The following is a 25,599-nucleotide window of genomic DNA, read 5'->3' on the forward strand; positions in this document are numbered from 1 at the left end:
TACTTCCGCACCCTGTGTGCGGGCTGGATGGCCGAAATTGCCCGGTTGTGAGCGGCCGTCCTCGCGCGATGATCACCGATGGAGCGGCAACGACCGGCTAATGGTGCTGATCTGTGCCCAGCCGGGCCACGTACGCGGCCGCCTGGGTGCGTCGCGCCATCCCCATTTTGGCCAGCAGGCTGGAGACGTAGTTCTTCACCGTCTTCTCCGCCAGGTGAAGTTCACCGCCGATCTGCCGATTGGTCATCCCCTCGCCGATCAACTCCAGGATCCGGCGCTCCTGCTTGGTCAGCTGGGCGAGCTTCTCGTCCTCCTTCTCGCCGCCGCCGCGCAGCCGCTCCAGCACCCGGCTGGTGGCCACCGGATCGAGCAGCGAGCGGCCCGCCGCCACGTCGCGCACCGCCGAGAGCAGGTCGCTGCCGCGGATCGCCTTGAGCACGTATCCCGAGGCCCCGGCCATGATCGAGTCGAAGAGCGCCTCGTCGTCGGAGAACGAGGTGAGCATCAGGCAGCGGGTCTCGGGCCGCTGCGAGCGGATCTCCCGGCAGACCTCGACCCCGTTGCCGTCGGGCAGCCGGACGTCGAGGACCGCGACGTCCGGGGCCACCGCGGGGATCCGGGCGAGCGCCTCGGCGGCGGTGCCGGCCTCGCCGACCACCTCGATGTCCGGCTCGTCGGAGAGCAGTTCGTGCACGCCGCGCCGGACCACCTCGTGATCGTCAAGCAGGAACACCCTGATTCGCCCGGTTTCGCTCATTGTCAAAGGCTCCCATATCCAGACAGGACGGATCTATCGTCCGCACCGGTCGTCCGCACAATCCGTCCGGCAAACCCCCTTACGCGAAACGCGCTGCCCGGATAGCGTGCGCTGGTGTCCTGACGGCACCGCCGGCGCGAGCTTCATGCCCGGCTCGACCCCCACCCAGGTCGGAACAAGTAGGACGTCCTAGCGCAGGCGCGCCGAGAGCGCCCGCTGGGTAACGTTCTCGTGGGGCTGCCGTCGGAAAAGGATCACCACCTGCCGCGTATTCGGCGCGCATACCCCGCGCTCCGTGCGAGGAGGTGACCGGACCGGTCACCGGCGACCCCGGGCGGCCGGACAGACCGAGGAGTGAACGTGACCGTCAAAAGCACGGCGAGGGCGCGCAAGAAGGCGTCCCCCGGCGTCCCCGACAGCCTCGCCACGGGGAAGGACGCCCCTGCCGAGCTCGTCCAACTGCTCACCCCGGAAGGCGAGCGGGTCGAGCACCCGGACTACCCGCTGACCGTCACCCCGGAGGAGCTGCGCTCCCTCTACCGTGACCTGGTGCTGGTGCGGCGCTTCGACGCCGAGGCCACCGCACTGCAGCGGCAGGGCGAGCTGGGCCTGTGGGCCTCGCTGCTCGGCCAGGAGGCGGCGCAGGTCGGCAGCGGCCGCGCGATGCGGGAGAAGGACTACGCCTTCCCCACCTACCGCGAGCACGGCGTCGCCTGGTGCCGCGGGGTGGACCCGCTGAACCTGCTCGGGATGTTCCGTGGCGTGAACCACGGCGGCTGGGACCCGAACGAGAAGAACTTCCACCTCTACACCATCGTGATCGGCTCGCAGACCCTGCACGCGACCGGCTACGCGATGGGCATCACCAAGGACGGCGCGGACGACGCCGTGATCGCCTACTTCGGCGACGGTGCCTCCAGCCAGGGCGACGTCAACGAGGCGTTCACCTTCGCCTCGGTCTACAACGCGCCGGTGGTCTTCTTCTGCCAGAACAACCAGTGGGCGATCTCCGAGCCCACCACCACCCAGACCCGGATCCCGCTCTACCGCCGCGCCTCCGGCTTCGGCTTCCCGGGCGTCCGGGTGGACGGCAACGACGTGCTGGCCTGCCTGGCGGTCACCCGCTGGGCGCTGGACCGCGCGCGCAGCGGCAGCGGCCCGGTGCTGATCGAGGCCTTCACCTACCGGATGGGCGCGCACACCACCTCCGACGACCCGACCCGCTACCGGGCGAACGAGGAGACCGAGGCCTGGAAGGCCAAGGACCCGATCTCCCGGCTCAAGGCGCACCTGGAGCGCGAGCAGCTGGCCGACGAGGAGTTCTTCGCCGCCGTCGAGGCCGAGAGCGAGACCCTGGGGCTGCGGGTGCGCGAGGGCGTGCGCTCGATGCCGGACCCGGACGCGACGCTGATCTTCGACCATGTCTACGCGGAGCCGCACGCCCTGGTGGCGGAGGAGCGGGCCGAGTATGTCGCGTACGCGGAGTCCTTCGAGGGCGGGGAGTAGTCGAACATGTCCAAGCTCACCATGTCGAAGGCCATCAATGAGGGTCTTCGAGCCTGCCTCGAGACCGACCCGAAGACCCTGATCATGGGTGAGGACGTCGGAAAGCTCGGCGGCGTCTTCCGGGTCACCGACGGCCTGCAGAAGGACTTCGGCGAGGACCGGGTGATCGACACCCCGCTCGCCGAGTCCGGCATCGTCGGCACCGCGATCGGCCTGGCGCTGCGCGGCTACCGCCCGATCGTCGAGATCCAGTTCGACGGCTTCGTCTACCCGGCCTTCGACCAGATCGTCACCCAGCTGGCCAAGATGCACGCCCGCGCGCTCGGGCACGTCAAGATGCCCGTTACCATCCGCATCCCCTACGCGGGTGGCATCGGCGCCGTCGAGCACCACAGCGAGTCGCACGAGGCCTACTTCGCGCACACCGCGGGCCTGCGGGTGGTCACCCCGTCCAACCCGGACGACGCCTACTGGATGCTGCGCCAGTCGGTCGAGTCCGACGACCCGGTGATCTTCCTGGAGCCCAAGGCCCGTTACTGGGACAAGGCCGAGATCAGCAGCGCCCCCGAGCTGGACCTGCACGCGGCCAAGGTGGTGCGCCCCGGCACCGACCTGACGCTGCTCGCCTACGGTCCGATGGTCAAGGTCTGCCTGGAGGCCGCCCAGGCCGCCGAGCAGGACGGCCACCGGGTCGAGGTGGTCGACCTGCGCTCGCTCTCGCCGGTCGACTTCGCGACCCTGGAGGCCTCGGTGAAGCGCACCGGGCGGGCCGTGGTGGTGCACGAGGCGCCGGTCTTCATGGGCATGGGCGCCGAGCTGGCCGCCCGGCTCACCGAGCGGTGCTTCTACCACCTGGAGGCCCCCGTCCTGCGGGTCGGCGGCTACCACGCGCCGTACCCGCCGTCCCGGGTCGAGGAGCAGTACCTGCCCGACCTGGACCGGGTGCTGGACGCCGTCGACCGCGCACTGGCGTTCTGAGGGGAGTGACTCGATGACTACCGCTCTCCACGAGTTCAAGATGCCCGATGTGGGCGAGGGCCTGACCGAGGCCGAGATCCTCAAGTGGTACGTCCAGCCGGGTGACACCGTGACGGACGGCCAGATCGTCTGCGAGGTGGAGACCGCGAAGGCGGCGGTCGAGCTGCCGATCCCGTTCAACGGGACGGTCCAGGCGCTGCACTTCCCCGAGGGCACGACGGTCGACGTCGGCACCGCGATCATCGCGGTCGCGGTGGCGGGCGGGCCGGCCGCCGCGCCCGCACCGGTCGCCGCCGCTGCTCCGGCCGACGCCGAGCCGGCCGAGCCGGAGCGGCGCGAGGTGCTGGTCGGCTACGGCCCGCGCACCGGCGGGAGCCAGCGACGGGCCCGCCGCACTCCCGCGCCGGCCGCCGTGGCCGCCGCCGCCGCGGTCGTGGCCTCGGCCCCGGTCCCGGTCCAGGCCCCGGTGGCCGTCGTCCCGGCGCCCGCGCCGGCGGTGACCCAGCCGGGTGCCGAGCGGCCGCTGGCCAAGCCGCCGGTCCGCAAGCTCGCCAAGGACCTGGGCATCGACCTGCGCTCCGTGGTGCCGACCGGCCCCGACGGGATCATCACCCGCGAGGACGTGCACGCCGCGGCCGCGCCGGCCCCGGCCGCAGCGACCCCGGCCCAGGCCCCGGCCACGGTGGCCGAGCCGGTCACCGCCGCGGTGATCGAGAGCGCCCCGGTCACCGTCACCGGCGGCGACGTGCGGATCCCGATCAAGGGCGTGCGCAAGGCCACCGCCTCGGCGATGGTCGCCTCCGCCTTCACCGCGCCGCACGTCACCGAGTTCGTCCAGGTCGACGTCACCCGCACGATGAAGCTGGTGCGCACCCTGAAGGAGACCGGCGAGCTGGGCCAGGGGGTGCGGGTCAGCCCGCTGCTGGTGGTCGCCAAGGCGCTGCTCACCGCCTTCAAGCGGCACCCCGAGGTCAACGCCAGCTGGGACGAGGCGGCGCAGGAGATCGTGCTGCGCGGCCAGATCAACCTCGGCATCGCGGCCGCCACGCCGCGCGGCCTGATCGTGCCGAACATCAAGAACGCCGGCGCGCTCACCCTGGCCGGCCTGGCCACCGAGCTGGGTTCGCTGGTCGACACCGCCCGCCAGGGCAAGACGTCGCCGGCCGACATGGCCGGCGGCACCGTCACGATCACCAACGTCGGCGTCTTCGGCGTCGACACCGGCACCCCGATCCTCAACCCCGGCGAGGCCGCCATCCTGGCCTTCGGCGCGGTCCGGGAGCTGCCGTGGGTGCACAAGGGCCGGGTGGTGCCCCGCCAGGTCACCACGCTGGCGCTCTCCTTCGACCACCGGATGGTCGACGGCGAGCTGGGCTCCAAGGTGCTGGCCGACGTGGCCGCCATCCTGGAGCGGCCGAAGCGGCTGATCACCTGGGCCTGACGTTCCGTCGAGCCGACGGGCCCCGCACCTCCAGCCTGGAGGTGCGGGGCCCGTGGTCTGTCCGGCCCGTCCAAGGGGGCGGGCCGGATATTGTCCCCAGGCCCCGCGCGCGGACCTGAATACTGCTCGGATGGCTGATCTCCGTACCCTCGAAGCCCCCGCCGAGCCCGCCCCCCAGGGGTACTCGCTGCGCCGTGACGTCTCCGGCTCGGCCCTGCTGGCCGGCCTGATCGCGGTGGTGGTCTGTTACTCGGGACCGCTGGTGGTGGTGCTCGCGGCGGCCCGAGCCGGGCACCTGGACCAGGCGCAGACGGTGTCCTGGATCTGGGCGATATCCATCGGCAGCGGGGTGACCTCGCTGCTGCTGAGCTGGCGGACCAGGCTGCCGGTGGTCACCGCCTGGTCGACCCCCGGGGCGGCGCTGCTGGTCGGCGGCCTGGGCGCGTACTCCTACCCGGAGGCGATCGGGGCCTACCTGGTCAGCGGGGTCGCGGTGACGCTGATCGGGGTGACCGGGCTGTTCGGGCGGCTGATCGCGGTGATCCCGAACGCGGTCGTCAACGCGATGCTGGCGGGCATCCTGTTCGAATTCGGGACCGAGATCTTCAGCTCGCTGCACAGTGCGCCCACCCTGGTGCTCGCCGCGCTGGCGGCCTACCTGGTGGCCAGGCGGCTGCTGCCCCGGTACGCCGTGCCGGCCGCGCTGCTGGTCGGGGCGGTGGCGGCGGCGTCGACCGTGGGCCTGTCGCTGCACCTGGGGCACGGCGGGCTGACCCGTCCGGTGCTGACCATGCCGGTCTTCTCCGGCTCGGCGCTGGTCGGCCTCGCGCTGCCGCTCACCCTGGTCGCGCTGGCCTCGCAGAACGCGCCCGGGCTCGGGGTGCTGCGCACCTTCGGCTACCAGCCGCCGGACCGGCTGCTGGTCGGGGCGACCGGCGCCGTCTCGGTGCTGCTGGCGCCGTTCGGCGGTCCCGGGGTCAACATCGCCGCGATCACCGCCGCGATCTGCGCCGGCCCCGAGAGCCACCCGCAGCCGCGCCGCCGGTACCCGGCGGGCATGTCGATCGGCGTCTGCTACCTGGTGGTGGGCTGCTTCGGCGGGGTGCTGGTCAGCCTCTTCGCCGGGCTGCCCGCCGCGCTGGTCGCGGTGGTCGGCGGGGTGGCGCTGCTCGGCGCCTTCCAGGGCAGCCTGGCGGCGGCGCTGGCCGACGAGCGGGGCCGGGAGGCGGCGGCGGTCACCTTCCTGGCCACCACCTCGGGGATGACGCTGTTCGGCATCGGCGCCGCCTTCTGGGGACTGCTGCTCGGCGTCGGGACCCAGCTGGTCCTGACGGCGCGCAAGCGGGCGTGAGCCGGCGGGTGTCGCTGCTGGGCCTGGCGGGTGAGATGTGCTACGGAGAGTCGACTGCCGGGCACGCGGTGGGTACGTCTGTGCGACCCCCACCCGAGCGCCTGCCGGGTGACCGGAGCACCGAGGACCGTCCGTATGGCGCCTGGCAACCATGGCCGTCTCATCCGGAGTCTGGCCGCACTCGCCCTGCTCGCGGCAGCCGTGCTGCCCGCCGCCCTGGAACTGACCGGTCCGGCGCCGTTCGCCGTGATCGGCCCCGCCGGGACCTCGACCACCGACCGGGCCGCCCCACCCCGCGGCGCGGCGGCGGCCCAGCCGGTCCGGCTGCGCGCCGGCACCGCCCCGACCTTCGACATACGCCGCACGGGTGATCCGGCCAACCGGGTCACCCTGGTGCTGCTCGGCGACGGCTACACCGCGAGCCAGCAGGACCTCTTCCGTCAGCAGGCCGACCAGGCCTGGCGCGCGCTGATGGACATCGAGCCGTTCCGCACCTATCAGGACCTGTTCAACATACGGCGGGTCGAGGTGGTCTCCCCGACCACCGGGATAGTCGAGGGGGAGAGCAAGGGCAAACGGCCCGGCACGCCGCTGGGCATGCACTTCTGGTGCGAGGGCACAGCACGGCTGCTCTGCGCCGACGAGACCGCCACCGCCCAGTACGCGGGCCCCGGGGACGGCCCGCAGTACCTGATCGCGCTGGCCAACTCGACCGAGTACGGCGGGGCCGGCGGCACCGGGGTGACCACGCTCTCCGGCGGCAGCCCCGACGCGGGCCGGATCATCCAGCACGAGATCGGGCACACCGTCGGCGACCTCGGCGACGAGTACGACAGTGCTCCCAAGGACACCGACTATCCCAACCTCTCCAGCCAGAGCGCCGACACGATGCGGCACGACCACCTCAAGTGGTGGCGCTGGTTGGGCGCCGACTCGCCGGACGGCGGCGGCCCGGTGGGTGCCTTCCGCAGTGCCAACGGCGTCTACCGCCCCACCGCCGACTCGGTGATGCGCACCCTGGGCGGCAGCTACAACCTCCCCTCGCGGGAGGCGATCATCGAGCAGCTCTACCGCCGGATCAGCCCGTTGGACGGCGTCGAGCCGCAGCCGGGCCGGGTGGTCGGCCGACCCCGGCTGACGGTCCGCCCGCTGCACCTGACCGGTGACCGGCAGCTCCAGGTGGAGTGGAAGGTGGACGGCAAGGTGGTGGAACCCTCCTCGCCCGACCACACCTGGTTCGACCCGGCGGAGCTGGCGCTGTCGCCCGGCCGGCGGGTGACGGTCACCGCCACGGTGCGGGACGGCACCGACTGGGTGCGGGACGAGGCGTTCCGGGAGCAGCACATGACGCGGAGCGTGAGCTGGGTGCTGACGGGGTGAGCGGGATCACGGGCTCCTGACCCGGAGCATCGAATGATGGGATGACTAATCTGGGTGCACTATGACCGTGGACCCAGCCAGCGCGACCCGCTCCCCCTCCGTCCCCGGTCCCCGGCACCCCCCGGGCACGGCTGCGGGCACGGCTGGGGCAGTGGCAGCGGTGCCGCAGCCGCCCGGTGGGCGGGCCGCGTGGTTCGCCTGGAGCATCGGCGTCAGCGTCTACGTGCTCGCGGTGATCCACCGCACCAGCCTCGGCGTGGCCGGCCTGGACGCCGCGCACCGGTTCGGCGTCAACGCCGCGGCGCTGTCCACCTTCTCGATCGTCCAGGTGCTCGTCTACGCCGCGATGCAGGTCCCGGTCGGCCTGCTGGTCGACCGCTTCGGCCCGCGCCGGGTGCTGCTGCTGGGCGTGGTGCTGCTCAGCGCGGGCCAGCTGGCCTTCGCGCTCAGCACCTCCTTCGGACCCGCGCTGATCTCCCGGGGAGTCATCGGCAGCGGCGACGCGATGACCTTCATCAGCGTGCTGCGGATCGCCGCCCGATGGTTCCCGGCCGCGAAGAACCCGCTGGTCGCCCAACTCACCGGTCTGGCCGGGATGGGCGGCAACCTGGTGACCACGGTGCTGCTCGCCTCGGCGCTGCACACCGAGGGCTGGACCGCGAGCTTCACCGCGATCGCGCTGCTCGGGGTGCTGGTCTTCGCCCTGGTCGCCCTGCTGCTGCGGGAGGCTCCGCCGGGCCCGACGGTCGGCGGCACCGCCGTCGGTGGCGACCGCCCGCCGATCCGGGAGCAGATCCGCGCGTCGTGGCGCGAGCCCGGCACCCGACTCGGCCTCTGGGTGCACTTCACCACCCAGTTCCCGGCCAACGCGTTCGCCCTGCTCTGGGGCCTGCCCTACCTGGTGGAGGGCCAGGGCATGAGCCGGGGCCAGGCGGGCGGCCTGCTCACCCTGCTGGTCTTCGCCAACATGTTCTTCGGCCTGCTCTTCGGCCGCCTGCTCTCCCGCGGGCCCGCGGTGCGGATGCCGATCGTGCTCACAGTGATCGCCGCCACCGGCGCCTGCTGGGCCCTCGTCCTCGCCTGGCCCGGCGGCCACCCGCCGCTGTGGCTGCTGATCGTGCTCCTGTTCGTGATGGGCAGCAACGGCTCGGCCTCGCTGGTCGGCCTCGACTACGCCCGCTCCCACAACCCCGCACACCGCCTGGGCACCGCCTCGGGCATCGCCAACATGGGCGGTTTCATCGCCACCATGCTGACGCTGCTGGGCATCGGCGTGCTGCTCGACCTGCTGTCGCCGGGCGGAGGCGGTGACACGTACCCGGCGGCGGCGTTCCGGGGGGCGTTCTGCTGGATGTACGTGCCGCTGGTGCTGGGGACGGTGATGATCCTGCGGCTGCGGGCGAGGGTTTCCGGCCCGTCCCGGTCGGCTTAGCCTGCGAGCAGGCGGCCGACCGGGTCCGACGGCTCAGAAGGTCTGGACGAAGTTCGCCAGGACCCGCTGCGCCAGCTCCTGGTCGCCGTCGATCCGCAGCGTGCCGGCGGGCAGCCCGTCGGGGCGGACGCGACCGCAGCTGAGGCGGAGCCAGGTCTCCCAGTCGAGGGTGAACTGCACGTCGGGGCCCAGGCTGATCTGGGCGTCGATCGAGCCGCGGCCGTTCTCGTCCACCCGGACGGTGCGCAGGAACTCCAGCGGGCCGCTGACGTCGAAGGCCACCACGGCACCGGCTGGGGCGCCGGCCTCCTTGGCGACGATCTTGGGCAGCCCCTGCAGCAGCAGGTCACGGGTGACCTGGGCGGCGGGGGAGTCCAGGTTGCCGGGCAGCAGCAGCGCGCGGCGCAGGTCCTGCTCGTGCACCCAGACGTCGAGCGCCCGCATCTGCAGCAGGCGCCGGTAGGGCAGGTCGAAGGAGTACGGACCGGCCGGGAAGCGCACGATGTCGTCGGCGGCCGTGGTGGCGTTGCGCAGGGCGCGCGACCGGCGGATGATCACGTACTCCAGCTCCGAGGTCATCTCGGGTGGGGTGTGGCAGCGGCGCTTGTCCACCGGGAGTTCGAGGTAGCGGGAGACCTCGTCCTTGATGTGCCGCAGATCGCTGGGCAGCGAGTGGATCGGGCGTGGATCGCCCAACATCTCGGACTCCACGGCGATCACGTGCGAGACCACGTCGCGCACCGACCAGCCCGGACACTCGGTGGGCCGGTTCCAGGAGTCGGCGGGCAGTGCGGCCAACAACTCCGCTATGGATTCGATGGAGTGCGTCCAGGCATCCGTGTAGGACTGTACGGCCTGATTCTCGGTCACAGGTTTTCTTCTCCGGCCCATCCGTCGGCTCTACGCGCTAACCGCACGTTACGCTGCCGGGAGAGAGCAGGCAGCGCTTTCGGGTGACGATCGTAGGTCTCTTGTCGTGGACGGTGGTAGTGTGCGCGCCTCATTGATCCAACTCTCCGTGTCCGATGCCGAACCGGCGGCCGAGCGACGGGCCAGGGCAGCCGCCCTGGTGCGCGCACAACAGGGCGCGGACCTGGTGGTCCTGCCGGAGCTCTGGGCGGTCGGCGGGTTCGCGTATGACGCCTGGTCGGACGGCGCCGAACCGCTGGACGGGCCGACGGCTGACGTGATGTCAGCGGCGGCCCGGGCGACCGGAGTCTGGCTGCACGCCGGTTCGATCGTGGAGCGCGATCCGGACGGCCCGATCTACAACACCTCGCTGGTCTTCTCGCCGAGCGGCGAGCTGGTGCACACCTACCGCAAGATCCACCGCTTCGGTTTCGACAGCGGTGAGGCGGTCGTGATGGGCGCCGGGCAGGAGATCGTCACGGCGGCCACCGACTTCGGCACGCTGGGCCTGGCCACCTGCTACGACCTGCGCTTCCCCGAACTGTTCCGCGCGCTGCTGGACGCCGGCGCGCAGCTGCTGGTGGTCCCGGCGGCCTGGCCCGCGCGGCGGCGCGAGCACTGGACCCTGCTGGCGCGGGCCCGCGCGGTGGAGGAGCAGGCCTTCGTGCTGGCCTGCAACACGGGCGGCACCCACGGCGGGGTCGAGCAGGCCGGGCACAGCCTGGTGGTGGACCCGTGGGGCACCGTGCTGGCCGAGGCCGGGGCGGGCGAGGAGGTGCTGTCGGTGGAGTTCGACCCGGCCGAGGTGGCCAAGACGCGTGCGGAGTTCCCGGTGCTGCGCGACCGGCTGCTCGGCATCCCGGCGCCGGTGCAGCGCTGACGGTGGGAGCGGCCGGACGATGGTTCCGGCCGCGTCGTGATGACAGCCACGTCGGGATGACGGCAGGTGCCGTGCCCGGCGTGGCTGCGGCGCAGATCGGGGTTGTGTGGTTTTTGCGGACCTTTTGAGAGGATGATCCCTCGATGGCGGCCCGCGGCGGGCCCGGCGGCGGGGCGAAGGAGGTCGAGCCGGTGAGCGTGGGTGGTCAGGGGCGACTCCCGATCCAGCGCAACAGCCTGCGCGAGCAGATCGCCGGCGCGCTGCGCGAGGAGTTGATGGCGGGTCGCCTTGCGGCCGGCGGCAACTTCACCGTGAAGGAGATCGCCGAGCTGTACGGCGTCTCCGCCACCCCGGCCCGGGAGGCGCTGGTCGACCTGGCGGCGCAGGGGTTGCTGCGGGCCGAGCACCACCGCGGGTTCACCGTGCCGGAGCTCGGCTGGACCGACTTCCTGGAGATCTTCGAGGCCCGGGTGATGCTCACCGACAGCGCGTTCCGCCGGCTGTCGACCCGGCCGAGCGGCTACGACTGGTCGCGGCTCAGCTCGCTGCGGCGCCGGGCCGAGGCGGCCGCGCGGGCCGCCCGGGCGGGGCAGCTGGACGTGATGGTCGGCTGCGACCGCCGGTTCTGGAACGAGATGTCCGGGTTCCTGGAGAACCAGCGGATCGCCGAGTACCTGGACTGGCTGCGGGTGCAGTCCTGGATGTTCGCGGCCCGCTACCTGCGGGCCCGCGAGCAGCTGGCCGGCGTCTGCTGGGACCGGCAGAGCCAGCTGGTCGAGCTGATCGCCTCGCGTGACCTGGCCGGGGCACGACGGATGATCAACCAGTACAACCTGTTCACCGTGCGGCTGCTGGCCGAGCTGGCGGGGGAGTCGCTGGAGAGCGTCTCGGTACTGCCGCTGCTGACGGCCGAGCCGACCGGCACGCTGCCAGGCCCGGGTGAGGCCCCGCCCGGGCCGCGTTCGATCCTCCCCGCTCCGCACCCGCCGCTGGGCCGGTAGGGTGGTTCGGGCGCCACGGAGGCGGGCCGGCCGATGCCGGCGGTCTCCGGGTACCGGCGCGCCGAGGAACCGAAGCCAGTGAGAGGAAGAGCGGCCCGTGGCCTGTGACCTCTGGCTCGTACCGCTGGTGGACGTACTGAGCCGCAGCCCGGAGAACCCGTTTCGCGAGGACCTCGCGGTCTACAACGCGGCGCTGACCGCGCGCGGCCTGCCCGGGGTGCCGGTGTACGAGTTCGCCCCCGGGGTCACCGGTGGGGTGGAGCCGATAGCGGCCTTCGACTACGACTCGCTGCACTTCCTGCGCCGCGCGTACCTGCTCCAGCTGACCGGCTTCCAGCTGACCCCGGTGGACGCGCTCGGCGGCGACTACGAGCAGTTGCTGGAGATGTTCGAGGCGCCGGCCGAGCAGTCGCACCTGGTCTGGCACTTCGACCACGCCGGGGCGTACGTGCCGATCGAGTTCCAGGTCCCGCTGGTGGACGAGGAACTGCTGAGCTCCGGCGGCCCGCTGGGTTCCTCCTACGGGCTGCTGCGGGAGCTGCAGGCGATCGCGCCCGCACTCGGCATCGACCCGCTGGACCCGCCGGGTCCGACCCGCCCGCTCGGGCCGACCGGTCTGGAGCAGCCGTTCGCCCCGCCGCTGGACGACGTGCACCCGTACGCGCGCGAGCGGCACGCGTGGGCCGGTCTCTACGCGGCGGCCACGCGGAGCCTGACGCAGGGTTCGATGGTGGTCTTCGCCTGAGTCGAGCCCGGGGAGCGACCTCCGCCGCCCCCGCGCTACCGCCGACTGCCCGCCCGCCCTACCGCAGGGGCCCCTCCGGCGGCCGCTGCCGCGGCATGGTGGGCCTGGTACCCGGCGCCGGCAGCACCCGGACCTGAGCCGGCGTGCCGCCCTCCGAGCGGCCGCCCCAGCTGCCGGGGGCCTGCGTGGGCAGCTGGGTCATCCGGGCCCGGAACTCCAGCATCCACTCCGAGGTCTCACCGCGGACCAGCTCCGACACGTCCTCGCAGAACCGCCGCAGCACGCCCAGGCAGCGCTCGGCCGCCTCGCCCGCGGTGCCCTCGGTGGGGCCGAGCACCTCGCGCACGCACTCCGAGGCCCAGTCGAACTGGAAGGCCTCCAGCCGCCGCTGCAGCGCCTGGGCGGTGGAGACGTCCCGCATCCACCCCGAGCTGAGCCCGAACGCCCGGTCGGTGGCCAGGCAGCCCGCCGCCAGCGCGAGGGCGACGTACCCCCAGGCGGTGCCGTGCGGCAGGCGCCCGGTCAGCTGGACCAGCGGCAGGGTCACCCCCGCCACCCCGAGGGTGGCCGCGCCGGCCCGCAGCAGCCGCGCCCAGCGGCGCTTCCAGAGCCGGTCCTGGCGGTACCACTCGATCGCCTCGACCGCGCGCTCCTCGGACCAGCGGTAGAGCTCCTCCAGCCGCTCGGCCGGCTCGCCCCAGTCGCCGAGCGGGAACTGGCGGGCGCTCAGGTCGGCCCGGTGACGGGTGGCGGCACGGTCCCGCCCGGTGGCGGCCGCCGTGCCGGGCTGGTCCTCCTCGCCGAGGTCCTTGCCCCAGGGACTCTCCTCGGGCTGCATTTCGGGCTGGCTCACCTGTGGGGCTCCCTTGACGGGCCTGACTCTGCTGACAGGCCTGACTGCTGCGCGGACTGCTGTGGGCACTGGTCGACTTCTGGCACTGCCGGGTTGGCACTGCTGGGTATCCAACAGCACTTCTTACCGCCAAATGGCTGACCGTGTGATGCCTCCCCCATGATCGTTACCCGAAAAGGCGTCCGTAACCCGTGGTGGCGGGGTTGCGGAAGTCGGCGCGATTTCACTCTTCCGAGCGAGTGCGTCGCGCGCCGCGAACCTGACCGGGGTCCGTCGCTTGGCGGATCGAACAAGCAGAATCGCCGTTCGGCGCCCGGCAGCTGGAGATCCGCACAGCCCGGTGGGTCGGCGAGAACAGGCCACCGACTACCCTTGCCAACCGTGAAGGTCCTCGTCATCGGCGGCGGCGCCCGCGAACACGCCCTGTGCCGCTCTCTGTCCCAAGATCCCGCCGTCAGTGAGCTGCACTGCGCCCCGGGCAACGCCGGGATCGCGCGGGTGGCGACGGTCCACCCCGTCGACCAGCTCGACGGCGCCCAGGTCACCGCGCTCGCCCGGCGGCTGGCCGCCGACCTGGTGGTGGTCGGCCCCGAGGCCCCGCTGGTGGCCGGCGTCGCCGATCCGCTGCGCGCGGCCGGCATCCCGGTCTTCGGCCCGTCGGCCGAGGCCGCCCAGCTGGAGGGTTCCAAGGCTTTCGCCAAGGACGTGATGGCCGCCGCGGCCGTGCCCACCGCCCGCTCCTACCTCTGCACCACGCCCGAGGAGGCCGCCGAGGCACTGGATGCCTTCGGCGCCCCGTACGTGGTCAAGGACGACGGTCTGGCGGCCGGCAAGGGCGTGGTGGTCACCGCCGACCGCACCGCCGCGCTGGCCCACGCCGCCGCCTGCGACCGGGTGGTGATCGAGGAGTACCTGGACGGCCCGGAGGTCTCGCTCTTCGCGATCACCGACGGCAGCACCGTGCTCCCGCTGCAGCCCGCGCAGGACTTCAAGCGCGCGCTGGACGGCGACGCCGGCCCCAACACCGGCGGCATGGGCGCCTATTCGCCGCTGCCCTGGGCCCCGCAGGGCCTGGTCGCCGAGGTGCTGGAGACCGTGCTGCAGCCGACCGTGGACGAGTTGCGCCGGCGCGGCACCCCGTTCTCCGGCCTGCTCTACGCGGGCCTGGCGCTCACCTCGCGCGGCACCCGGGTGATCGAGTTCAACGCGCGCTTCGGCGACCCGGAGACCCAGGTGGTGCTGGCCCGGCTGCGCACCCCGCTGGCGGGCGTGCTGCTGGCCGCCGCCAACGGCACGCTGGCCGACCTGGAGCCGCTGCGCTGGTCCGAGCAGGCCGCCGTGACCGTCGTGGTGGCTGCCGAGGGCTATCCCGCCGCGCCGCGCTCCGGTGACCCGATCGAGGGCCTGGAGAAGGCCGAGGCCGCCGACGGCACGGTCTGGGTGCTGCACGCGGGCACCAGGGCGGACGCCGAGGGCCGGGTGCTCAGTGCCGGCGGCCGGGTGCTCTCGGTCACCGCGACCGGCGCGGACCTGACCCAGGCCCGCGAGCGCGCCTACCAGGGCGTGGCCGAGATCCGGCTGGACGGCTCGCAGCACCGCACCGACATCGCGCTGCAGGCGGCCCGCGAGGCCGGCTGAACCGCTGCCGCCAGGCATTCACCAGGGGCGCTGCGCCCGGTCATCCCACCGGGCGCAGCGCCCTTCGGCGTTCGCCCGGTTGTTCGGCCCGGCGACCGATGGTTGCGTACGGCGGGGCGATTCCAGTCCTTCGAGTGAATGACGCGTCATCGGGCTGACGGATCAGCGGCGGTGGCCATAGGGTGCGCTGAACCGCGGTGCCGATGGGGGTGAATCCGCGATCGCCGCCGGGTGCGCGGGCTCGCGCGGGGGGAAGCTGCAAGGACCGGCGCGCCGTCACCAGGACGGGTGGAAACCGGGCCGGACCGGAACACCCGCGACGGTGGGCGCGTCAGAACTGGCAGCAGGACGTGCGGGACGGGTGGCCGGGCGTTTCACCGGTCGGCCAACCCCCAGCCCGGCGGCCGGCAGGTGCCCCCAGGCGTGTACCGCCCGGTCGGCAGGAGCCGATCCGGCCGCGCGAAGGAATCTCGAAGGTCCCGACTCCGAAGGGGGTGCAGCACACGATGGCCGCTTTCGACGCCGCACGCGCACGGGCGCACGCCGTGCTGCGGATCCGCGCCCTGGCCCGGGCCGCGGCGGTACTGCCCGCCGCAGTCGCCGTGGTGCTGCTGGCCGGGCGGTTCACCGGCCGGATCGGCGCGCCCGGCGCACCGGACGCCGCCGGCTGGGACGTGGTGCGCTGGGCGGTCGGCGGGTTCGCCGTGCTGGTCGGCCTGCTCGCGCTGGCCGCCGCCCACCGGCACGCCCGCGCGGTGCCACCGAGCACCCCGGCGGTGCCCGTGCCGCCCGAGCAGGCCCCCGAACTGCACCGCCTGATCCAGGAGCTGGCCGACCGGCTCGGGGTGCCGGGCCCGGTCGCGATCGCGCTCACCCCGGACTGCGACAGCTGGCTGGAGGAGCCGGCAGGCCCGGTGCCGTCGCGGCTGTCGGCGCTGCGCGGCCACCGCCAGTCCGCCGGGTCGCACCGGCCGGCCGGGCAGCTGCTGGTGATCGGCTCGCCGTTCCTGTGGTGGATGCGGGCCGGCGAGCTGCGGGCCCTGCTGGCCCCGGTGGTGGCCGGCACCGCGGCCGCCGTCGATCCGGAGATCGCCGCCGCCCGCCGCTTCGTCCGCGGTCTGGACGCCGCGCTCGGCTCGGGTCGGCGCACCCCGCTGGCCCGGCTGCTGGACCGGATCACCCGTGCGCTGCTGAAGGCCTGCCGCGAGCACGTGGCCGAGCTGGAGCGGGCCGCCGCCGCGGCCGCCTCCGAGCAGGCCAAGGCGGTCGACTACGGGCTGCGGATCGCCGCCCAGGGCCAGGTCGGCCTGGCCTACGCCGGGTGGGACCGGCTGCTCACCCGGGTGGCGCTGCCGGCCTGGCGGCTGGGGCGCTGCCCGGGCCAGCTGAACGCCGGAGTGGTCGCCGCGCTGACCGAGCTGTCCCGCCGCGACCGGCTGGCCTCGGGGTACGAGAGCCGGCTCGGCGACCGTCCGGCCTGTGACCTGCTGGAGGAGCCGGGCGGGATGGACGCGGCGGTCTCGCTGCTGGCCGCCGAGCTGTTCCACGGCCCGGTCCCGGCCGGCCAGGCCGACCTGCTCTGGGAGGACTACCCGGAGCAGGTGGTGGACCGCGGCTGGCGGCTGCAGGCGATGGCGCTGCAGGAGGCGCTGGACACCATCGCCGCGTCCGCCGGGGCCCGTCCGGTCGGGGCGGGCGCCAAGTCGCCGACCCTGGCCCGGCTGCTCGACCGGCTCGCCGCCGGCGGCGGGGACGACCTCGCCCGGGCCCTGGCGGCCGCCCCGCCTCCGGCGGTGCCCGGCGCCGCCGAGCGGGGCGGACGCGAGCTGCTGGCCGACTGCGTGACGGCGCTGGTCTGCTGCGCGGCGGTGGACGGCGCCGGCGGTCGGCCGGGCCTGGACTGGTTGGACGGCCCGGTCCTGCTGCTCGGCGGGGTGCGCCGCGGCGACCTGGCCGACCCGGTGGTCGAGGCGGTCGAGCAGGGCGCCGCGGGGCCGCTGCGGGCCTGGCTGGAGGCCGCCGGGATCCGCCTGGAGAAGCCCGTCCGGCTCGGCTGAGTACACGTCAACACCCGTGCCGGAAGTCACCGTTGAGGCGAATCGTGAACTCGGGGTGACGCGTGGCGGGCCCCGTGTGGTCTGCTGGACCACACGCACATTTCGGTGGCACATGCCACTGGCGGCGCACCGTGGGAGGGGCGACGTGGACAAGGAGTCGGCGGATCGCAGATGGGAGTCCGGGACGCTCGCGCACGGCGTCCCGGATCCGTTCGGACAGGGGCCGCTGCCCTGGTTGCGCAGCCCCGACCAGTATCTGGCCGGCACCGAGGGCGCCATCCCGTGGTACGTGAGCACCGACGCCCCGGGGCAGCAGCCACTGCCCGCCGCGCCGCCCGCACCGCTGGTGGGCACCCCGCGCAACTCCGACGACGTGGTCCAGCAGATCAAGGGCTTCGCCTCGGCCGGCCCGGTCTACCCCGGCGGCTCGGTGGACCTGCGGGTCACCGTGCACCCGCCGCGCGACTTCCTGGTGGACATCTACCGGATCGGCCACGACGCGGGCGCCGGTGCCCAGCACATGACGGCCAGTCCGCTGATCGCCGGGCTGCAGCAGCCGTCCCCGCTGGTGGTCGACCGGACCGTCAGCTGCCACCACTGGTGGCACTCCTGGCGCCAGCAGATCCCGGCGCACTGGCGGCCCGGCGCCTACGTCGCGGTGCTCACCACCGCCGACCAGCGCCACCGCAGCCACGTCCCGTTCACCGTGCGCGACCCGCTGGCCGCGGGCCCGGCCGACACCGGACCGGCCGCGGACCTGCTGCTGGTGCTGCCGGACATCACCTGGCAGGCCTACAACCTGTTCCCGGAGGACGGGCACACCGGTGCCAGCCTCTACCACGCCTGGGACGGGCAGGGGCGGCTGCTCGGCGAGTCGCAGGCGGCGGTCACCGTCTCCTTCGACCGGCCGCACGCGGGCGCGGGCCTGCCGTTGCACGTCGGGCACGCCTACGACTTCATCCGCTGGGCCGAGCGCTACGGCTACGACCTCGCCTACGCCACCGCCTCCGACCTGCACGCGGGGCTGGTCGAGCCGTCCCGGCACCGGGCGCTGATCTTCCCCGGGCACGACGAGTACTGGTCGGAGCCGATGCGCCGCACCGTCGAGCGGGCCAGGGACGGCGGCACCTCGCTGATCTTCCTCTCCGCCAACACCATGTACTGGCGGGTCGAGCTGACCAGTGGCGCCTCCGGTGAGCCGGGCCGGCTGCTCAACTGCCGCAAGCGCCAGCGGGTGCCCGCCGACTCGCCGGCCGCGGGCCCGGCCGGCGCGGCCAGCGCGCTGTGGCGGGACGCGGGGGAGCCCGAGCAGCACCTGCTGGGCGTCCAGTACGCGGGCCGGGTGGCCCAGCCGGTGCCGCTGCTGGCCGGCAACACCTGGCACTGGCTCTGGGCCGGCACCGGGCTGCGGGACGGCGACGAGGTGGCGAACCTGGTGGCGGGCGAGGCCGACCGCTACTTCCCCAAGGTCGCGCTGCCCCCGCACAGCGAGCGGATCCTGCTCGCCCACTCGCCCTACCAGGACGAGCGGGGCCGCCCCCGCCACCAGGAGACCTCGCTCTACCGGGCACCCAGCGGCGCCTACGTCTTCGCCTCCGGCACCTTCGCCTGGTCGCCCGCCCTGGATCGCCCTGGGCACGCCGACGAACGGATCCAGAAGGCCACCGCCAACCTGCTCGACCAGGTCTGCAAGGACGGGTGAGCCCGGGCGGGCTCGGGGCCGCATGAAAGACTCGGGCTGTCCGAGCAGCGGCCCCCACTCCTGAGGACTGAACAACCTTGAGCGGATTTGTCACCAAGCCCGAGCCGGTCCAGGTCCCCGGCCTGGTCCACCTGCACACCGGCAAGGTGCGCGACCTCTACCGCGACCAGGCAGGCCGCCTGGTCATGGTGGCCAGCGACCGCACCTCGGCTTTCGACTGGGTGCTGCCCAACGAGATCCCCGACAAGGGCCGGATCCTGACCCAGCTCTCGCTCTGGTGGTTCGCTCAGATCGCCGACCTGGTGCCCAACCACGTGCTCTCCACCGAGCTGCCCGAGGGCGCCCCCGCCGACTGGGCCGGGCGCACCATGATCTGCGACGACCTGAAGATGTTCCCGGTCGAGTGCGTGGCCCGCGGCTACCTGACCGGCTCCGGCCTGCTGGAGTACCGGGAGACCCGGACGGTCTGCGGCATCGTGCTCTCCGAGGGCCTGGTGGACGGCTCCGAGCTGCCCGCGCCGATCTACACCCCGGCGCTCAAGGCCGAGGTCGGCGAGCACGACGAGAACGTCCCGTACGAGGAGACGGCCCGCCGGATCGGCGCCGACTGGGCCGCCGAGCTGCGCCAGACCACGCTGGCCGTCTACATCCGGGCCCGGGACATCGCCAGGGAGCGCGGTCTGCTCCTGGCCGACACCAAGTTCGAGTTCGGCCTGCGCGACGGCGAGCTGGTGATCGGGGACGAGGTGCTGACCCCCGACTCATCGCGCTACTGGCCGGCGGACCTGTGGGAGCCGGGCAAGCAGCAGCAGAGCTACGACAAGCAGTTCGTCCGGGACTGGCTGACCTCGCCCGCCTCCGGCTGGGACCGCACCGGCGAGCAGCCGCCGCCGGCGCTGCCCGCGGACATCGTGGAGCGCACCCGGGCCAAGTACGTCGAGGCGTACGAGCGGCTGACCGGGACCGAGTGGGTCTGAGCCCAGGTCGGCTCGGGCGTCGGCTCGGGCACCGGACAGCCGGTCAGAGCCAGCCGTGCTCGCGGGCCAGCCGGACCGCCGCGTGGCGGTTCTCGGCGCCCAGCTTGCCGGCCGCCGAGGAGAGGTAGTTGCGCACCGTGCCGGGCGAGAGCCCGGCCCGGACGGCGATCTCGGCGACCGGGGTGCCGTCGGCGGCCAGCTCCAGCACGTCAGTCTCGCGCGGCGTCAGCGGGCTGTCGCCGGCGCTGATCGCCTCGGCCGCCAGCTCCGGGTCCACGTAGCGGCCGCCGGAGCGCACGGTGCGGATGATGCCGGCCAGGTCGGCGGCCGAGACGGTCTTCGGCAGGAAGCCGCGCACCCCCACCTCCAGCGCCCGCTTGAGGTATCCCGGGCGACCGTGCCCGGTGACGATCATGGTGCGGCAGTCCGGCAGCAGCCGGCGCAGTTCGGCGGCCACCTCGATCCCGTCCAGTCCCGGCATCTGCAGGTCGAGCACCGCCACCTCGGGCCGGTGCGCCTTGGCCATCGCCAGCGCCTCGGGCCCGGAGGCGGCCTGGGCGACCACGGTGAGGTCCTCCTCCAGCGCGAGCAGCGCGGCCAGCGCGCCGCGGATCAGGTGCTCGTCGTCGGCGAGCAGGATCCGGACGGGGGCGGTCATACGGCCAACTCCTGCTGCTCGGTGGCGACGCGGGCCAGCGGCAGGCTGGCGCGCAGGGTGAAGCTCTCGGCGGATCGGTCGCAGCTCAGCTCGCCGCCGTGGGCGGTCAGCCGCTCGCGCAGGCCCGCCAGTCCACTGCCGCCCTGGGAGGGTTCGGCGGGGCGGACGCCGTCGTTGACCAACTCCAGCACCGCCTGCTCCTGGTGGGTCCAGAGCCGGACCGAGACCAGGGCGGCCTCGCTGTGCCGCAGCACGTTGGTGGCGGCCTCGCGGACCACCCAGCCGAGCACCGACTGGGTGAGTGCGGGCAGCGTGGCGGGGTCGGGCCCCAGGTCGATCCGGCACTCGATCCCGGCGGCCCGCAGCACCGAGCGGGCCCCGGTCACCTCGGCGGCCAGGTCGGCGGTCCGGTAGCCGCGCACCACCTCGCGCACCTCGCGCTGCGAGTCCTGGGCGATCCGCTGCACCTCGACCATCTGGTCGGCCGCCTCCGGGCGCCCGCGCCGGGCGAGTTGGACCGCGAGTTCGGCCTTGAGCGCCATCGTGGTCAGGTTGCGGCCGAGCACGTCGTGCAGGTCGCGGGAGAACCGCAGCCGCTCCTCGGCCACCGCGAGCCGGGCCTGGGCCTCGCGGGCCGTGTCCAGTTCCCAGGTCACCTGAACCATCCAGGCCGAGCAGCGGCAGCTCGCCGCGCATCCCGCCAGGCCGAGCAGACCGCCGAACGCCTGGCCCACCGCCGCCGCGGGGCTGTCGCCGGCGACGGCCACCGGTGGCAGGGACAGCACCACCATGGCCACCCCCCAGAGCGCCAGGGCGCGCGGTCGCAGCGCGATCGCGGGGACGACGGCCCAGAGCACCAGCAGGAACTCGGCGCAGACCAGCAGCGCGGTCGATCGGTGGCCGTGGCGCGAGCCGGCCAGCAGTGGGCCCCAGATGGCGGCCTGGGTGAGGACCGCCTGCGCCAGCAGCAGTCGCACCGGCGTCGGACCGCCGCGCAGGTGGCACTCGAAGGCGGCGCGGACCAGCGGGACCGAGAGCGCGGCGCCCAGCAGCACCAGCCCGCTCAGCAGGACCGCCGCGAACCCGGACGCCTGCCGGGTCACCTCCTCGGCGGCGAGGGGGAGCATCGTGAGCGGCACGAAGACCGTCATCGTGTACATCGACCAGCGGATGTAGATCTCGATCCGCTTCGGCTTGCTGTAGTCGCGCCAGGCCCGAACACCCATGGCCGCCCCCTCGTCCCGTGTCGCCCTCTTCCTACCAGACGCCTTACCTGCGGGGTTCCCAGCGGAACCGACGCCGGGCCGCCCAGGCGGCGACGGCGAGCCAGGCCGCGGCGCCGCCGAGGTAGGGGAGGGCGAGGAGCCAGCTGCCGGCGAAGCCGGTGGGTGCGCCGGAACCGTCGCCGCCCAGCCAGCCGATCCGCAGCAGCTGCAGCGCCGAGCTGGCGGGCAGCAGGCGGCAGAGGTCGGCCAGTTGCGCCGGCATGACGCTGTACGGGACCACCAGGCCGGAGCCGACGAGCGTGACCAGCACCACCGGCAGGGTGGTGAGTCCGGCGGCCTCAACCGTGCGGGTGTGGCTGCTGGAGAGTGCGGCGAGCGCGGCCAGCAGGGGCATGGCCAGCAGCAGGCCGAGCAGCACCAGCACCGCGTTGACCGGGGCCGCGAGGCCGAGCAGCACGGCGGTGGCGGCCGTGATCAGCGCGGTCTGCAGCAGCGCGAGGAGCGCCGAGGGCAGTGCGGTGCCGGCCAGGATCTCGCCGTCCGTCAGCTCGCCGGTGCGCAGCCGCTTGAGCACCAGTTCGCCGCGCCGGGCGACATAAGCCGCCGTCAGGTTGGTGTAGACGCCGAAGAGCAGCGCGACCGCGGTGAGGTTGACCACCAGGGCGGCGTGCAGGTCGACCCCGGGCAACTGGGCGCGTTCGGCGCTGAGCAGCGAGTGCAGGCCGCTGACCATGGCGATCGGCATGAGCACCGCCATCGCGAGCGCGGTGCGGTTGCGGCCGAGCAGCAGCAGCTCGGTGCGGACCAGCCCGGCCGGCCGGCGCAGCGCGGGGCGCCGGGTCGGGAGCGGGCGGGCGGGACGCGGGGCGGTGAGCGTCATCGGCTCGCTCCGATCAGGGTGCGGCGGCGGCGGGGAGCGGTGCGGGCCTGGGCGTCCGGTTCGGTCGGCTCGGGCGGTGCGGCCTCGGCGGCGATGGCCAGGAAGGCCTCCTCCAGGGTGGCGCTGCGGGCGTCCAGGCCGTGCAGCGTGACGCCCCGCTCGGCGGCCCAGCCGAGCAGCTCGGTGAGGGTGCGCTGGAGTTCGCGGGTGCGCACGGTGACCTTGCGGTCCTGGAAGCCGACCTCGGCGCCGGGCAGCGAGAGCAGCGGTTCGGCCGGCTGCTCGGGCAGTTCGAAGCTGATCCGGGCGGGCCGGTCGGCGATCACCTGGGGGACCGTGCCGCTGGTGACCACCTGGCCGTGGTGCATGATCGCCAGGCGGTCGGCCAGCTCCTCGGCCTCCTCCAGGTAGTGCGTGGTGAGCAGGATCGTGGTGCCCTGGGCGCGCAGGTCGCGGACCAGCTGCCAGACGGCGGCGCGGGCCTGCGGGTCCAGGCCGGTGCTCGGTTCGTCCAGGAAGAGCACCTCGGGGCGCCCGATCAGCGCCACCGCCAGGTCGAGCCGGCGTTTCTCGCCGCCGGAGAGCTGCTTGACCCGGACCCCGGCCCGGTCGGCGAGCCCGACCAGGTCCAGGGCCTCGCCGACCGGGCGGGGCGTGCTGGTGCTGCGGGCCCAGCCGGTGACCGTCTCCGCCACCGTCAGGTCGCCCGGGAAGCCGCCCTCCTGGAGCATGATCCCGATCCGCGGCCGCAGTGCCGCCCGCTCCCGGTGGGGGTCGTGGCCCAGCACCTGGACGGTGCCGGCGGTGGGCCTGGCCAGCCCCTCGATCAGTTCCATGGTGGAGGTCTTGCCGGCCCCGTTGGTGCCCAGCAGCGCGAACAGCTCGCCGCGCGCCACCGTGAGGTCCAGCCCGCGCACGGCCGTGAAGCCGCCGCCCCGGGTGCTGCCGTAGCGCCGGCGCAGGCCCTGGGCCTGGACGGCGGGAGAATCGCTGTTCATGGCCTCAACGATCCCGGCGGACCGGGCCGTCGGGCAGTGCGGGCGCTCACCGGTCCCGGATGAGTTTCCACGGGTCGGCGGTGACAAATGTCACCGGTGGGCGACGGCGGGAAACGCGAAATGGGCCTCCCGAGGGAGACCCATTTCGACTGCGAGCGGACGACGAGATTCGAACTCGCGACCCTCACCTTGGCAAGGTGATGCTCTACCAACTGAGCCACGTCCGCATGATCTTTAGTTGTCCTACGATACCGCAGGTGCACTGCTGTACTGCGAGCGGACGACGAGATTCGAACTCGCGACCCTCACCTTGGCAAGGTGATGCTCTACCAACTGAGCCACGTCCGCACGGTGCTGGTGGGCACCGGCCGCTGCTCCCGACTTGCGGTTGCGGCGACGAGAAATACTCTACCCCATCGTCGGGACTGCTCACGCATCCCTTCCGTCGCGGCCGTCCGGCGGCGACGGAAGGGCGGGTGGCACGAGGTCAGTTGGCCTCCGCGAACGCTTCGTAGACGTGCTTGGGGATCCGCCCGCGGGCCGGCAGCTCCATGCCCCGGGACTGGGCCCAGGCGCGTACGGCGGCCGGGTCGGGCGCGAGTGCGGTGCGGCGGAAGGACTTTCCGGTGCGGCTCTGACGGCGGCCGGCCGCGACGAAGGGAGCGAGTGCCTCCCGCAGCTTTTCCGCGTTGTCCAGGGACAGGTCGATCTCGTACGACTTCCCGTCGACGCCGAAGTGGACGGTTTCCGCGGCGGCGCCGCCGTCCAGGTCGTCGGAGAGCGTGACAACTACACGCTGAGCCATGGGTGTCAATCCTCTCGGCAATTCGGCCGACGGGCGCGGTGTGCCGCGGCGGCCCTGTGCTCCGGCGTTCCAGGGGCATACGGGTGCGCCTGGGGCACACCGCCTGCGCAGCTCCTGGCACCGCCGGTGGCCCTATTCTGCACCCGGAGCACGGCGAAAATCGATGGGCCTTGCATTCTTTTTCCGGATATTCACCTCGCTTCGCCTCCGTACCGATACTTCGCGCCGGATACCACCGGGTATCCGTGGTCGATCTGTCCGGTGTGCCGGTATTCGTGGGGGTCATCGAGCGGGGTCCCGGTGAACCTGGGAAGTTCTTTAAAGAGGGAGGAAACGGGCGGGCCGGAACGCCGGAACCCGTGTGACGTAAGGGGTACGGGTCTACGCGCGTCGAGATCCCCGGCCCGTCGAACGGCCGTTGAACCCCGGTACTCTGAAGGTCCCCCGCCTTCACGCACCACACCTTTGGGAGTGCCAGTGGCACGCGTCGTAGTCGACGTCATGCTCAAGCCGGAGATCCTCGACCCCCAGGGACAGGCGGTGCAGCGCGCACTGCCCCGTCTCGGATTCACCGGGATCGCCGACGTCCGCCAGGGCAAGCGTTTCGAGCTGGAACTGGAGGGCCCGGTGGACGACGCCGCGCTCGCCCGGATCCGCGAGGCCGCCGAGACCTTCCTGGCCAACACCGTGATCGAGGACTTCACCGTCCGCGTCGAGGAGACTTCGTGACCAGCCGGGTCGGCGTCGTCACCTTCCCCGGCTCGCTGGACGACCGGGACGCGCAGCGCGCGATCCGGCTGGCCGGCGCCGAGCCGGTCGCGCTCTGGCACCGCGACAAGGACCTGCACCAGGTCGACGCGGTGGTCCTGCCCGGCGGATTCAGCTACGGCGACTATCTGCGGGCCGGGGCGATCTCGCGCTTCTCGCCGGTGATGGCCACCATCATCGAGCAGGCGAAGCTCGGAATGCCGGTCCTCGGTATCTGCAACGGCTTCCAGGTGCTCACCGAGTCGCACCTGCTGCCCGGCGCGATGCTGCGGAACAACCACCTGCACTTCATCTGCCGGGACCAGAAGCTGCGGGTGGAGAATGCCACCACGGCCTGGACCACGGATTACCAGGCGGGCCAGGAGATTTCCGTCCCGTTGAAGAACATGGACGGCCGGTACACGGCGGACGCGCGCACGATCGACGAGCTGGAGTCCGAGGGCCGGGTGGTTTTCCGTTACCTCGCCAGCGGCCCGAACGAGGTGGGTAACCCGAACGGCTCGATCAACGATATTGCCGGGATCACCAACGCGGCCGGCAACGTGGTCGGTCTGATGCCGCACCCGGAGCACGCCGTCGAACCGCTGGTCGGCACCGGCGGGACCGACGGTCTGGGCTTCTTCACGTCCGTCCTCAAGCAGTTGGTGAGTTCCTGAG

General features: G+C 73.2%; 23 protein-coding genes and 2 tRNA genes. 15 read left to right on the forward strand and 10 right to left on the reverse strand.

The window, feature by feature from the left end; genetic code table 11:
* Positions 1 to 97 precede the first annotated feature (97 nt).
* Positions 98 to 757 carry a response regulator transcription factor gene (locus P3T41_RS21790; RefSeq protein WP_280691670.1) on the reverse strand — a complete coding sequence of 220 codons (660 nt, stop codon included), beginning with the start codon at positions 755 to 757 and terminating at the stop codon, positions 98 to 100.
* A 354-nt stretch (positions 758 to 1,111) separates the two neighbouring features.
* Between P3T41_RS21790 and pdhA the strand changes: the two genes are divergently transcribed.
* The 6 genes from pdhA to P3T41_RS21820 all read left to right on the forward strand — a co-directional run bounded on the left by pdhA (position 1,112) and on the right by P3T41_RS21820 (position 8,845).
* On the forward strand, positions 1,112 to 2,263 hold the full coding sequence (pdhA, locus tag P3T41_RS21795; protein WP_280691671.1) for a pyruvate dehydrogenase (acetyl-transferring) E1 component subunit alpha: 1,152 nt from the start codon (positions 1,112 to 1,114) through the stop codon (positions 2,261 to 2,263).
* A gap of 6 nt (positions 2,264 to 2,269) precedes the next feature.
* Entirely contained in the window at positions 2,270 to 3,241 is a 972-nt protein-coding gene (locus tag P3T41_RS21800) for an alpha-ketoacid dehydrogenase subunit beta (protein WP_280691672.1), read from the forward strand.
* Between the two features lie 13 nt (positions 3,242 to 3,254).
* Complete coding sequence (locus P3T41_RS21805; RefSeq protein WP_280691673.1) at positions 3,255 to 4,682, forward strand: dihydrolipoamide acetyltransferase family protein; 1,428 nt, start codon at positions 3,255 to 3,257, stop codon at positions 4,680 to 4,682.
* A 130-nt stretch (positions 4,683 to 4,812) separates the two neighbouring features.
* Positions 4,813 to 6,033 carry a benzoate/H(+) symporter BenE family transporter gene (locus P3T41_RS21810; protein WP_280691674.1) on the forward strand — a complete coding sequence of 407 codons (1,221 nt, stop codon included), beginning with the start codon at positions 4,813 to 4,815 and terminating at the stop codon, positions 6,031 to 6,033.
* Between the two features lie 135 nt (positions 6,034 to 6,168).
* On the forward strand, positions 6,169 to 7,413 hold the full coding sequence (locus P3T41_RS21815) for a M64 family metallopeptidase (protein ID WP_280691675.1): 1,245 nt from the start codon (positions 6,169 to 6,171) through the stop codon (positions 7,411 to 7,413).
* A gap of 160 nt (positions 7,414 to 7,573) precedes the next feature.
* Entirely contained in the window at positions 7,574 to 8,845 is a 1,272-nt protein-coding gene (locus P3T41_RS21820; RefSeq protein WP_280691801.1) for an MFS transporter, read from the forward strand.
* A gap of 33 nt (positions 8,846 to 8,878) precedes the next feature.
* Here P3T41_RS21820 and P3T41_RS21825 read toward each other — a convergent pair whose 3' ends face one another.
* Positions 8,879 to 9,715: a maleylpyruvate isomerase family mycothiol-dependent enzyme gene (locus tag P3T41_RS21825; RefSeq protein ID WP_280691676.1), complete on the reverse strand. Its 837-nt coding sequence runs from the start codon at positions 9,713 to 9,715 to the stop codon at positions 8,879 to 8,881.
* Between the two features lie 121 nt (positions 9,716 to 9,836).
* Between P3T41_RS21825 and P3T41_RS21830 the strand changes: the two genes are divergently transcribed.
* From P3T41_RS21830 to P3T41_RS21840, 3 genes are all read left to right on the forward strand, one after another.
* A complete protein-coding gene (locus tag P3T41_RS21830) occupies positions 9,837 to 10,634 on the forward strand; it encodes a carbon-nitrogen family hydrolase (RefSeq protein WP_280691677.1) in 798 nt (265 codons plus the stop codon).
* Positions 10,635 to 10,777: 143 nt separating this feature from the next.
* Positions 10,778 to 11,635, forward strand: a complete 858-nt coding sequence (locus tag P3T41_RS21835; RefSeq protein WP_280691678.1) for a GntR family transcriptional regulator — start codon at positions 10,778 to 10,780, stop codon at positions 11,633 to 11,635.
* Positions 11,636 to 11,732: 97 nt separating this feature from the next.
* A complete protein-coding gene (locus P3T41_RS21840) occupies positions 11,733 to 12,380 on the forward strand; it encodes a hypothetical protein (protein ID WP_280691679.1) in 648 nt (215 codons plus the stop codon).
* 58 nt (positions 12,381 to 12,438) lie between these two features.
* Here the strand turns inward: P3T41_RS21840 and P3T41_RS21845 are convergent, their stop codons facing one another.
* Positions 12,439 to 13,233, reverse strand: a complete 795-nt coding sequence (locus tag P3T41_RS21845; RefSeq protein WP_280691680.1) for an SLATT domain-containing protein — start codon at positions 13,231 to 13,233, stop codon at positions 12,439 to 12,441.
* Positions 13,234 to 13,614: 381 nt separating this feature from the next.
* On the opposite strand from P3T41_RS21845, the gene purD reads away from it, so the two are divergent.
* The 4 genes from purD to P3T41_RS21865 all read left to right on the forward strand — a co-directional run bounded on the left by purD (position 13,615) and on the right by P3T41_RS21865 (position 19,607).
* Positions 13,615 to 14,871 carry a phosphoribosylamine--glycine ligase gene (purD, locus tag P3T41_RS21850; protein WP_280691681.1) on the forward strand — a complete coding sequence of 419 codons (1,257 nt, stop codon included), beginning with the start codon at positions 13,615 to 13,617 and terminating at the stop codon, positions 14,869 to 14,871.
* A 506-nt stretch (positions 14,872 to 15,377) separates the two neighbouring features.
* Entirely contained in the window at positions 15,378 to 16,928 is a 1,551-nt protein-coding gene (locus P3T41_RS21855; RefSeq protein ID WP_280691682.1) for a hypothetical protein, read from the forward strand.
* 145 nt (positions 16,929 to 17,073) lie between these two features.
* Positions 17,074 to 18,630, forward strand: coding sequence for a N,N-dimethylformamidase beta subunit family domain-containing protein (locus tag P3T41_RS21860; protein ID WP_280691683.1), 1,557 nt, complete (start codon positions 17,074 to 17,076; stop codon positions 18,628 to 18,630).
* Between the two features lie 77 nt (positions 18,631 to 18,707).
* Positions 18,708 to 19,607 carry a phosphoribosylaminoimidazolesuccinocarboxamide synthase gene (locus P3T41_RS21865; RefSeq protein ID WP_280691684.1) on the forward strand — a complete coding sequence of 300 codons (900 nt, stop codon included), beginning with the start codon at positions 18,708 to 18,710 and terminating at the stop codon, positions 19,605 to 19,607.
* A gap of 43 nt (positions 19,608 to 19,650) precedes the next feature.
* On the opposite strand, the gene P3T41_RS21870 is transcribed toward P3T41_RS21865, so the two are convergent.
* The 7 genes from P3T41_RS21870 to P3T41_RS21900 all read right to left on the reverse strand — a co-directional run bounded on the left by P3T41_RS21870 (position 19,651) and on the right by P3T41_RS21900 (position 24,174).
* Positions 19,651 to 20,265, reverse strand: coding sequence for a response regulator transcription factor (locus tag P3T41_RS21870; protein WP_280691685.1), 615 nt, complete (start codon positions 20,263 to 20,265; stop codon positions 19,651 to 19,653).
* Positions 20,262 to 21,491, reverse strand: a complete 1,230-nt coding sequence (locus P3T41_RS21875; RefSeq protein ID WP_280691686.1) for a histidine kinase — start codon at positions 21,489 to 21,491, stop codon at positions 20,262 to 20,264. The genes P3T41_RS21870 and P3T41_RS21875 overlap by 4 nt, the downstream gene beginning before the upstream one ends.
* 43 nt (positions 21,492 to 21,534) lie before the next feature.
* Positions 21,535 to 22,371: an ABC transporter permease gene (locus P3T41_RS21880; RefSeq protein ID WP_280691687.1), complete on the reverse strand. Its 837-nt coding sequence runs from the start codon at positions 22,369 to 22,371 to the stop codon at positions 21,535 to 21,537.
* Positions 22,368 to 23,369, reverse strand: a complete 1,002-nt coding sequence (locus P3T41_RS21885) for an ABC transporter ATP-binding protein (RefSeq protein ID WP_280691688.1) — start codon at positions 23,367 to 23,369, stop codon at positions 22,368 to 22,370. The genes P3T41_RS21880 and P3T41_RS21885 overlap by 4 nt, the downstream gene beginning before the upstream one ends.
* Positions 23,370 to 23,523: 154 nt before the next feature.
* A tRNA-Gly gene (locus P3T41_RS21890) sits at positions 23,524 to 23,596 on the reverse strand.
* Positions 23,597 to 23,644: 48 nt separating this feature from the next.
* Positions 23,645 to 23,717, reverse strand: a tRNA-Gly gene (locus P3T41_RS21895).
* Between the two features lie 139 nt (positions 23,718 to 23,856).
* Positions 23,857 to 24,174, reverse strand: a complete 318-nt coding sequence (locus tag P3T41_RS21900) for an Lsr2 family protein (RefSeq protein WP_184936468.1) — start codon at positions 24,172 to 24,174, stop codon at positions 23,857 to 23,859.
* Between the two features lie 471 nt (positions 24,175 to 24,645).
* On the opposite strand from P3T41_RS21900, the gene purS reads away from it, so the two are divergent.
* Both purS and purQ read left to right on the forward strand, forming a co-directional pair.
* Complete coding sequence (purS, locus tag P3T41_RS21905) at positions 24,646 to 24,903, forward strand: phosphoribosylformylglycinamidine synthase subunit PurS (protein WP_280691689.1); 258 nt, start codon at positions 24,646 to 24,648, stop codon at positions 24,901 to 24,903.
* Complete coding sequence (purQ, locus tag P3T41_RS21910) at positions 24,900 to 25,598, forward strand: phosphoribosylformylglycinamidine synthase subunit PurQ (protein WP_280691690.1); 699 nt, start codon at positions 24,900 to 24,902, stop codon at positions 25,596 to 25,598. Before purS ends, purQ begins: the two co-directional genes overlap by 4 nt.
* The last annotated feature ends 1 nt before the right edge of the window (position 25,599 follow it).

This window comes from Kitasatospora sp. GAS204B (assembly GCF_029892155.1).
GTDB lineage: Bacteria > Actinomycetota > Actinomycetes > Streptomycetales > Streptomycetaceae > Kitasatospora.

Coding starts and splice junctions, on each gene's coding strand:
- P3T41_RS21810 (WP_280691674.1), top strand. CDS start 4,813: ATGGCTGATCTCCGTACCCTCGAAGCCCCCGCCGAGCCCGCCCCCCAG.
- P3T41_RS21885 (WP_280691688.1), bottom strand. CDS start 23,369: ATGAACAGCGATTCTCCCGCCGTCCAGGCCCAGGGCCTGCGCCGGCGC.
- P3T41_RS21870 (WP_280691685.1), bottom strand. CDS start 20,265: ATGACCGCCCCCGTCCGGATCCTGCTCGCCGACGACGAGCACCTGATC.
- P3T41_RS21835 (WP_280691678.1), top strand. CDS start 10,778: ATGGCGGCCCGCGGCGGGCCCGGCGGCGGGGCGAAGGAGGTCGAGCCG.
- P3T41_RS21805 (WP_280691673.1), top strand. CDS start 3,255: ATGACTACCGCTCTCCACGAGTTCAAGATGCCCGATGTGGGCGAGGGC.
- P3T41_RS21875 (WP_280691686.1), bottom strand. CDS start 21,491: ATGGGTGTTCGGGCCTGGCGCGACTACAGCAAGCCGAAGCGGATCGAG.
- P3T41_RS21880 (WP_280691687.1), bottom strand. CDS start 22,371: ATGACGCTCACCGCCCCGCGTCCCGCCCGCCCGCTCCCGACCCGGCGC.
- P3T41_RS21790 (WP_280691670.1), bottom strand. CDS start 757: ATGAGCGAAACCGGGCGAATCAGGGTGTTCCTGCTTGACGATCACGAG.
- P3T41_RS21900 (WP_184936468.1), bottom strand. CDS start 24,174: ATGGCTCAGCGTGTAGTTGTCACGCTCTCCGACGACCTGGACGGCGGC.
- P3T41_RS21855 (WP_280691682.1), top strand. CDS start 15,378: ATGGCCGCTTTCGACGCCGCACGCGCACGGGCGCACGCCGTGCTGCGG.
- P3T41_RS21815 (WP_280691675.1), top strand. CDS start 6,169: ATGGCGCCTGGCAACCATGGCCGTCTCATCCGGAGTCTGGCCGCACTC.
- P3T41_RS21800 (WP_280691672.1), top strand. CDS start 2,270: ATGTCCAAGCTCACCATGTCGAAGGCCATCAATGAGGGTCTTCGAGCC.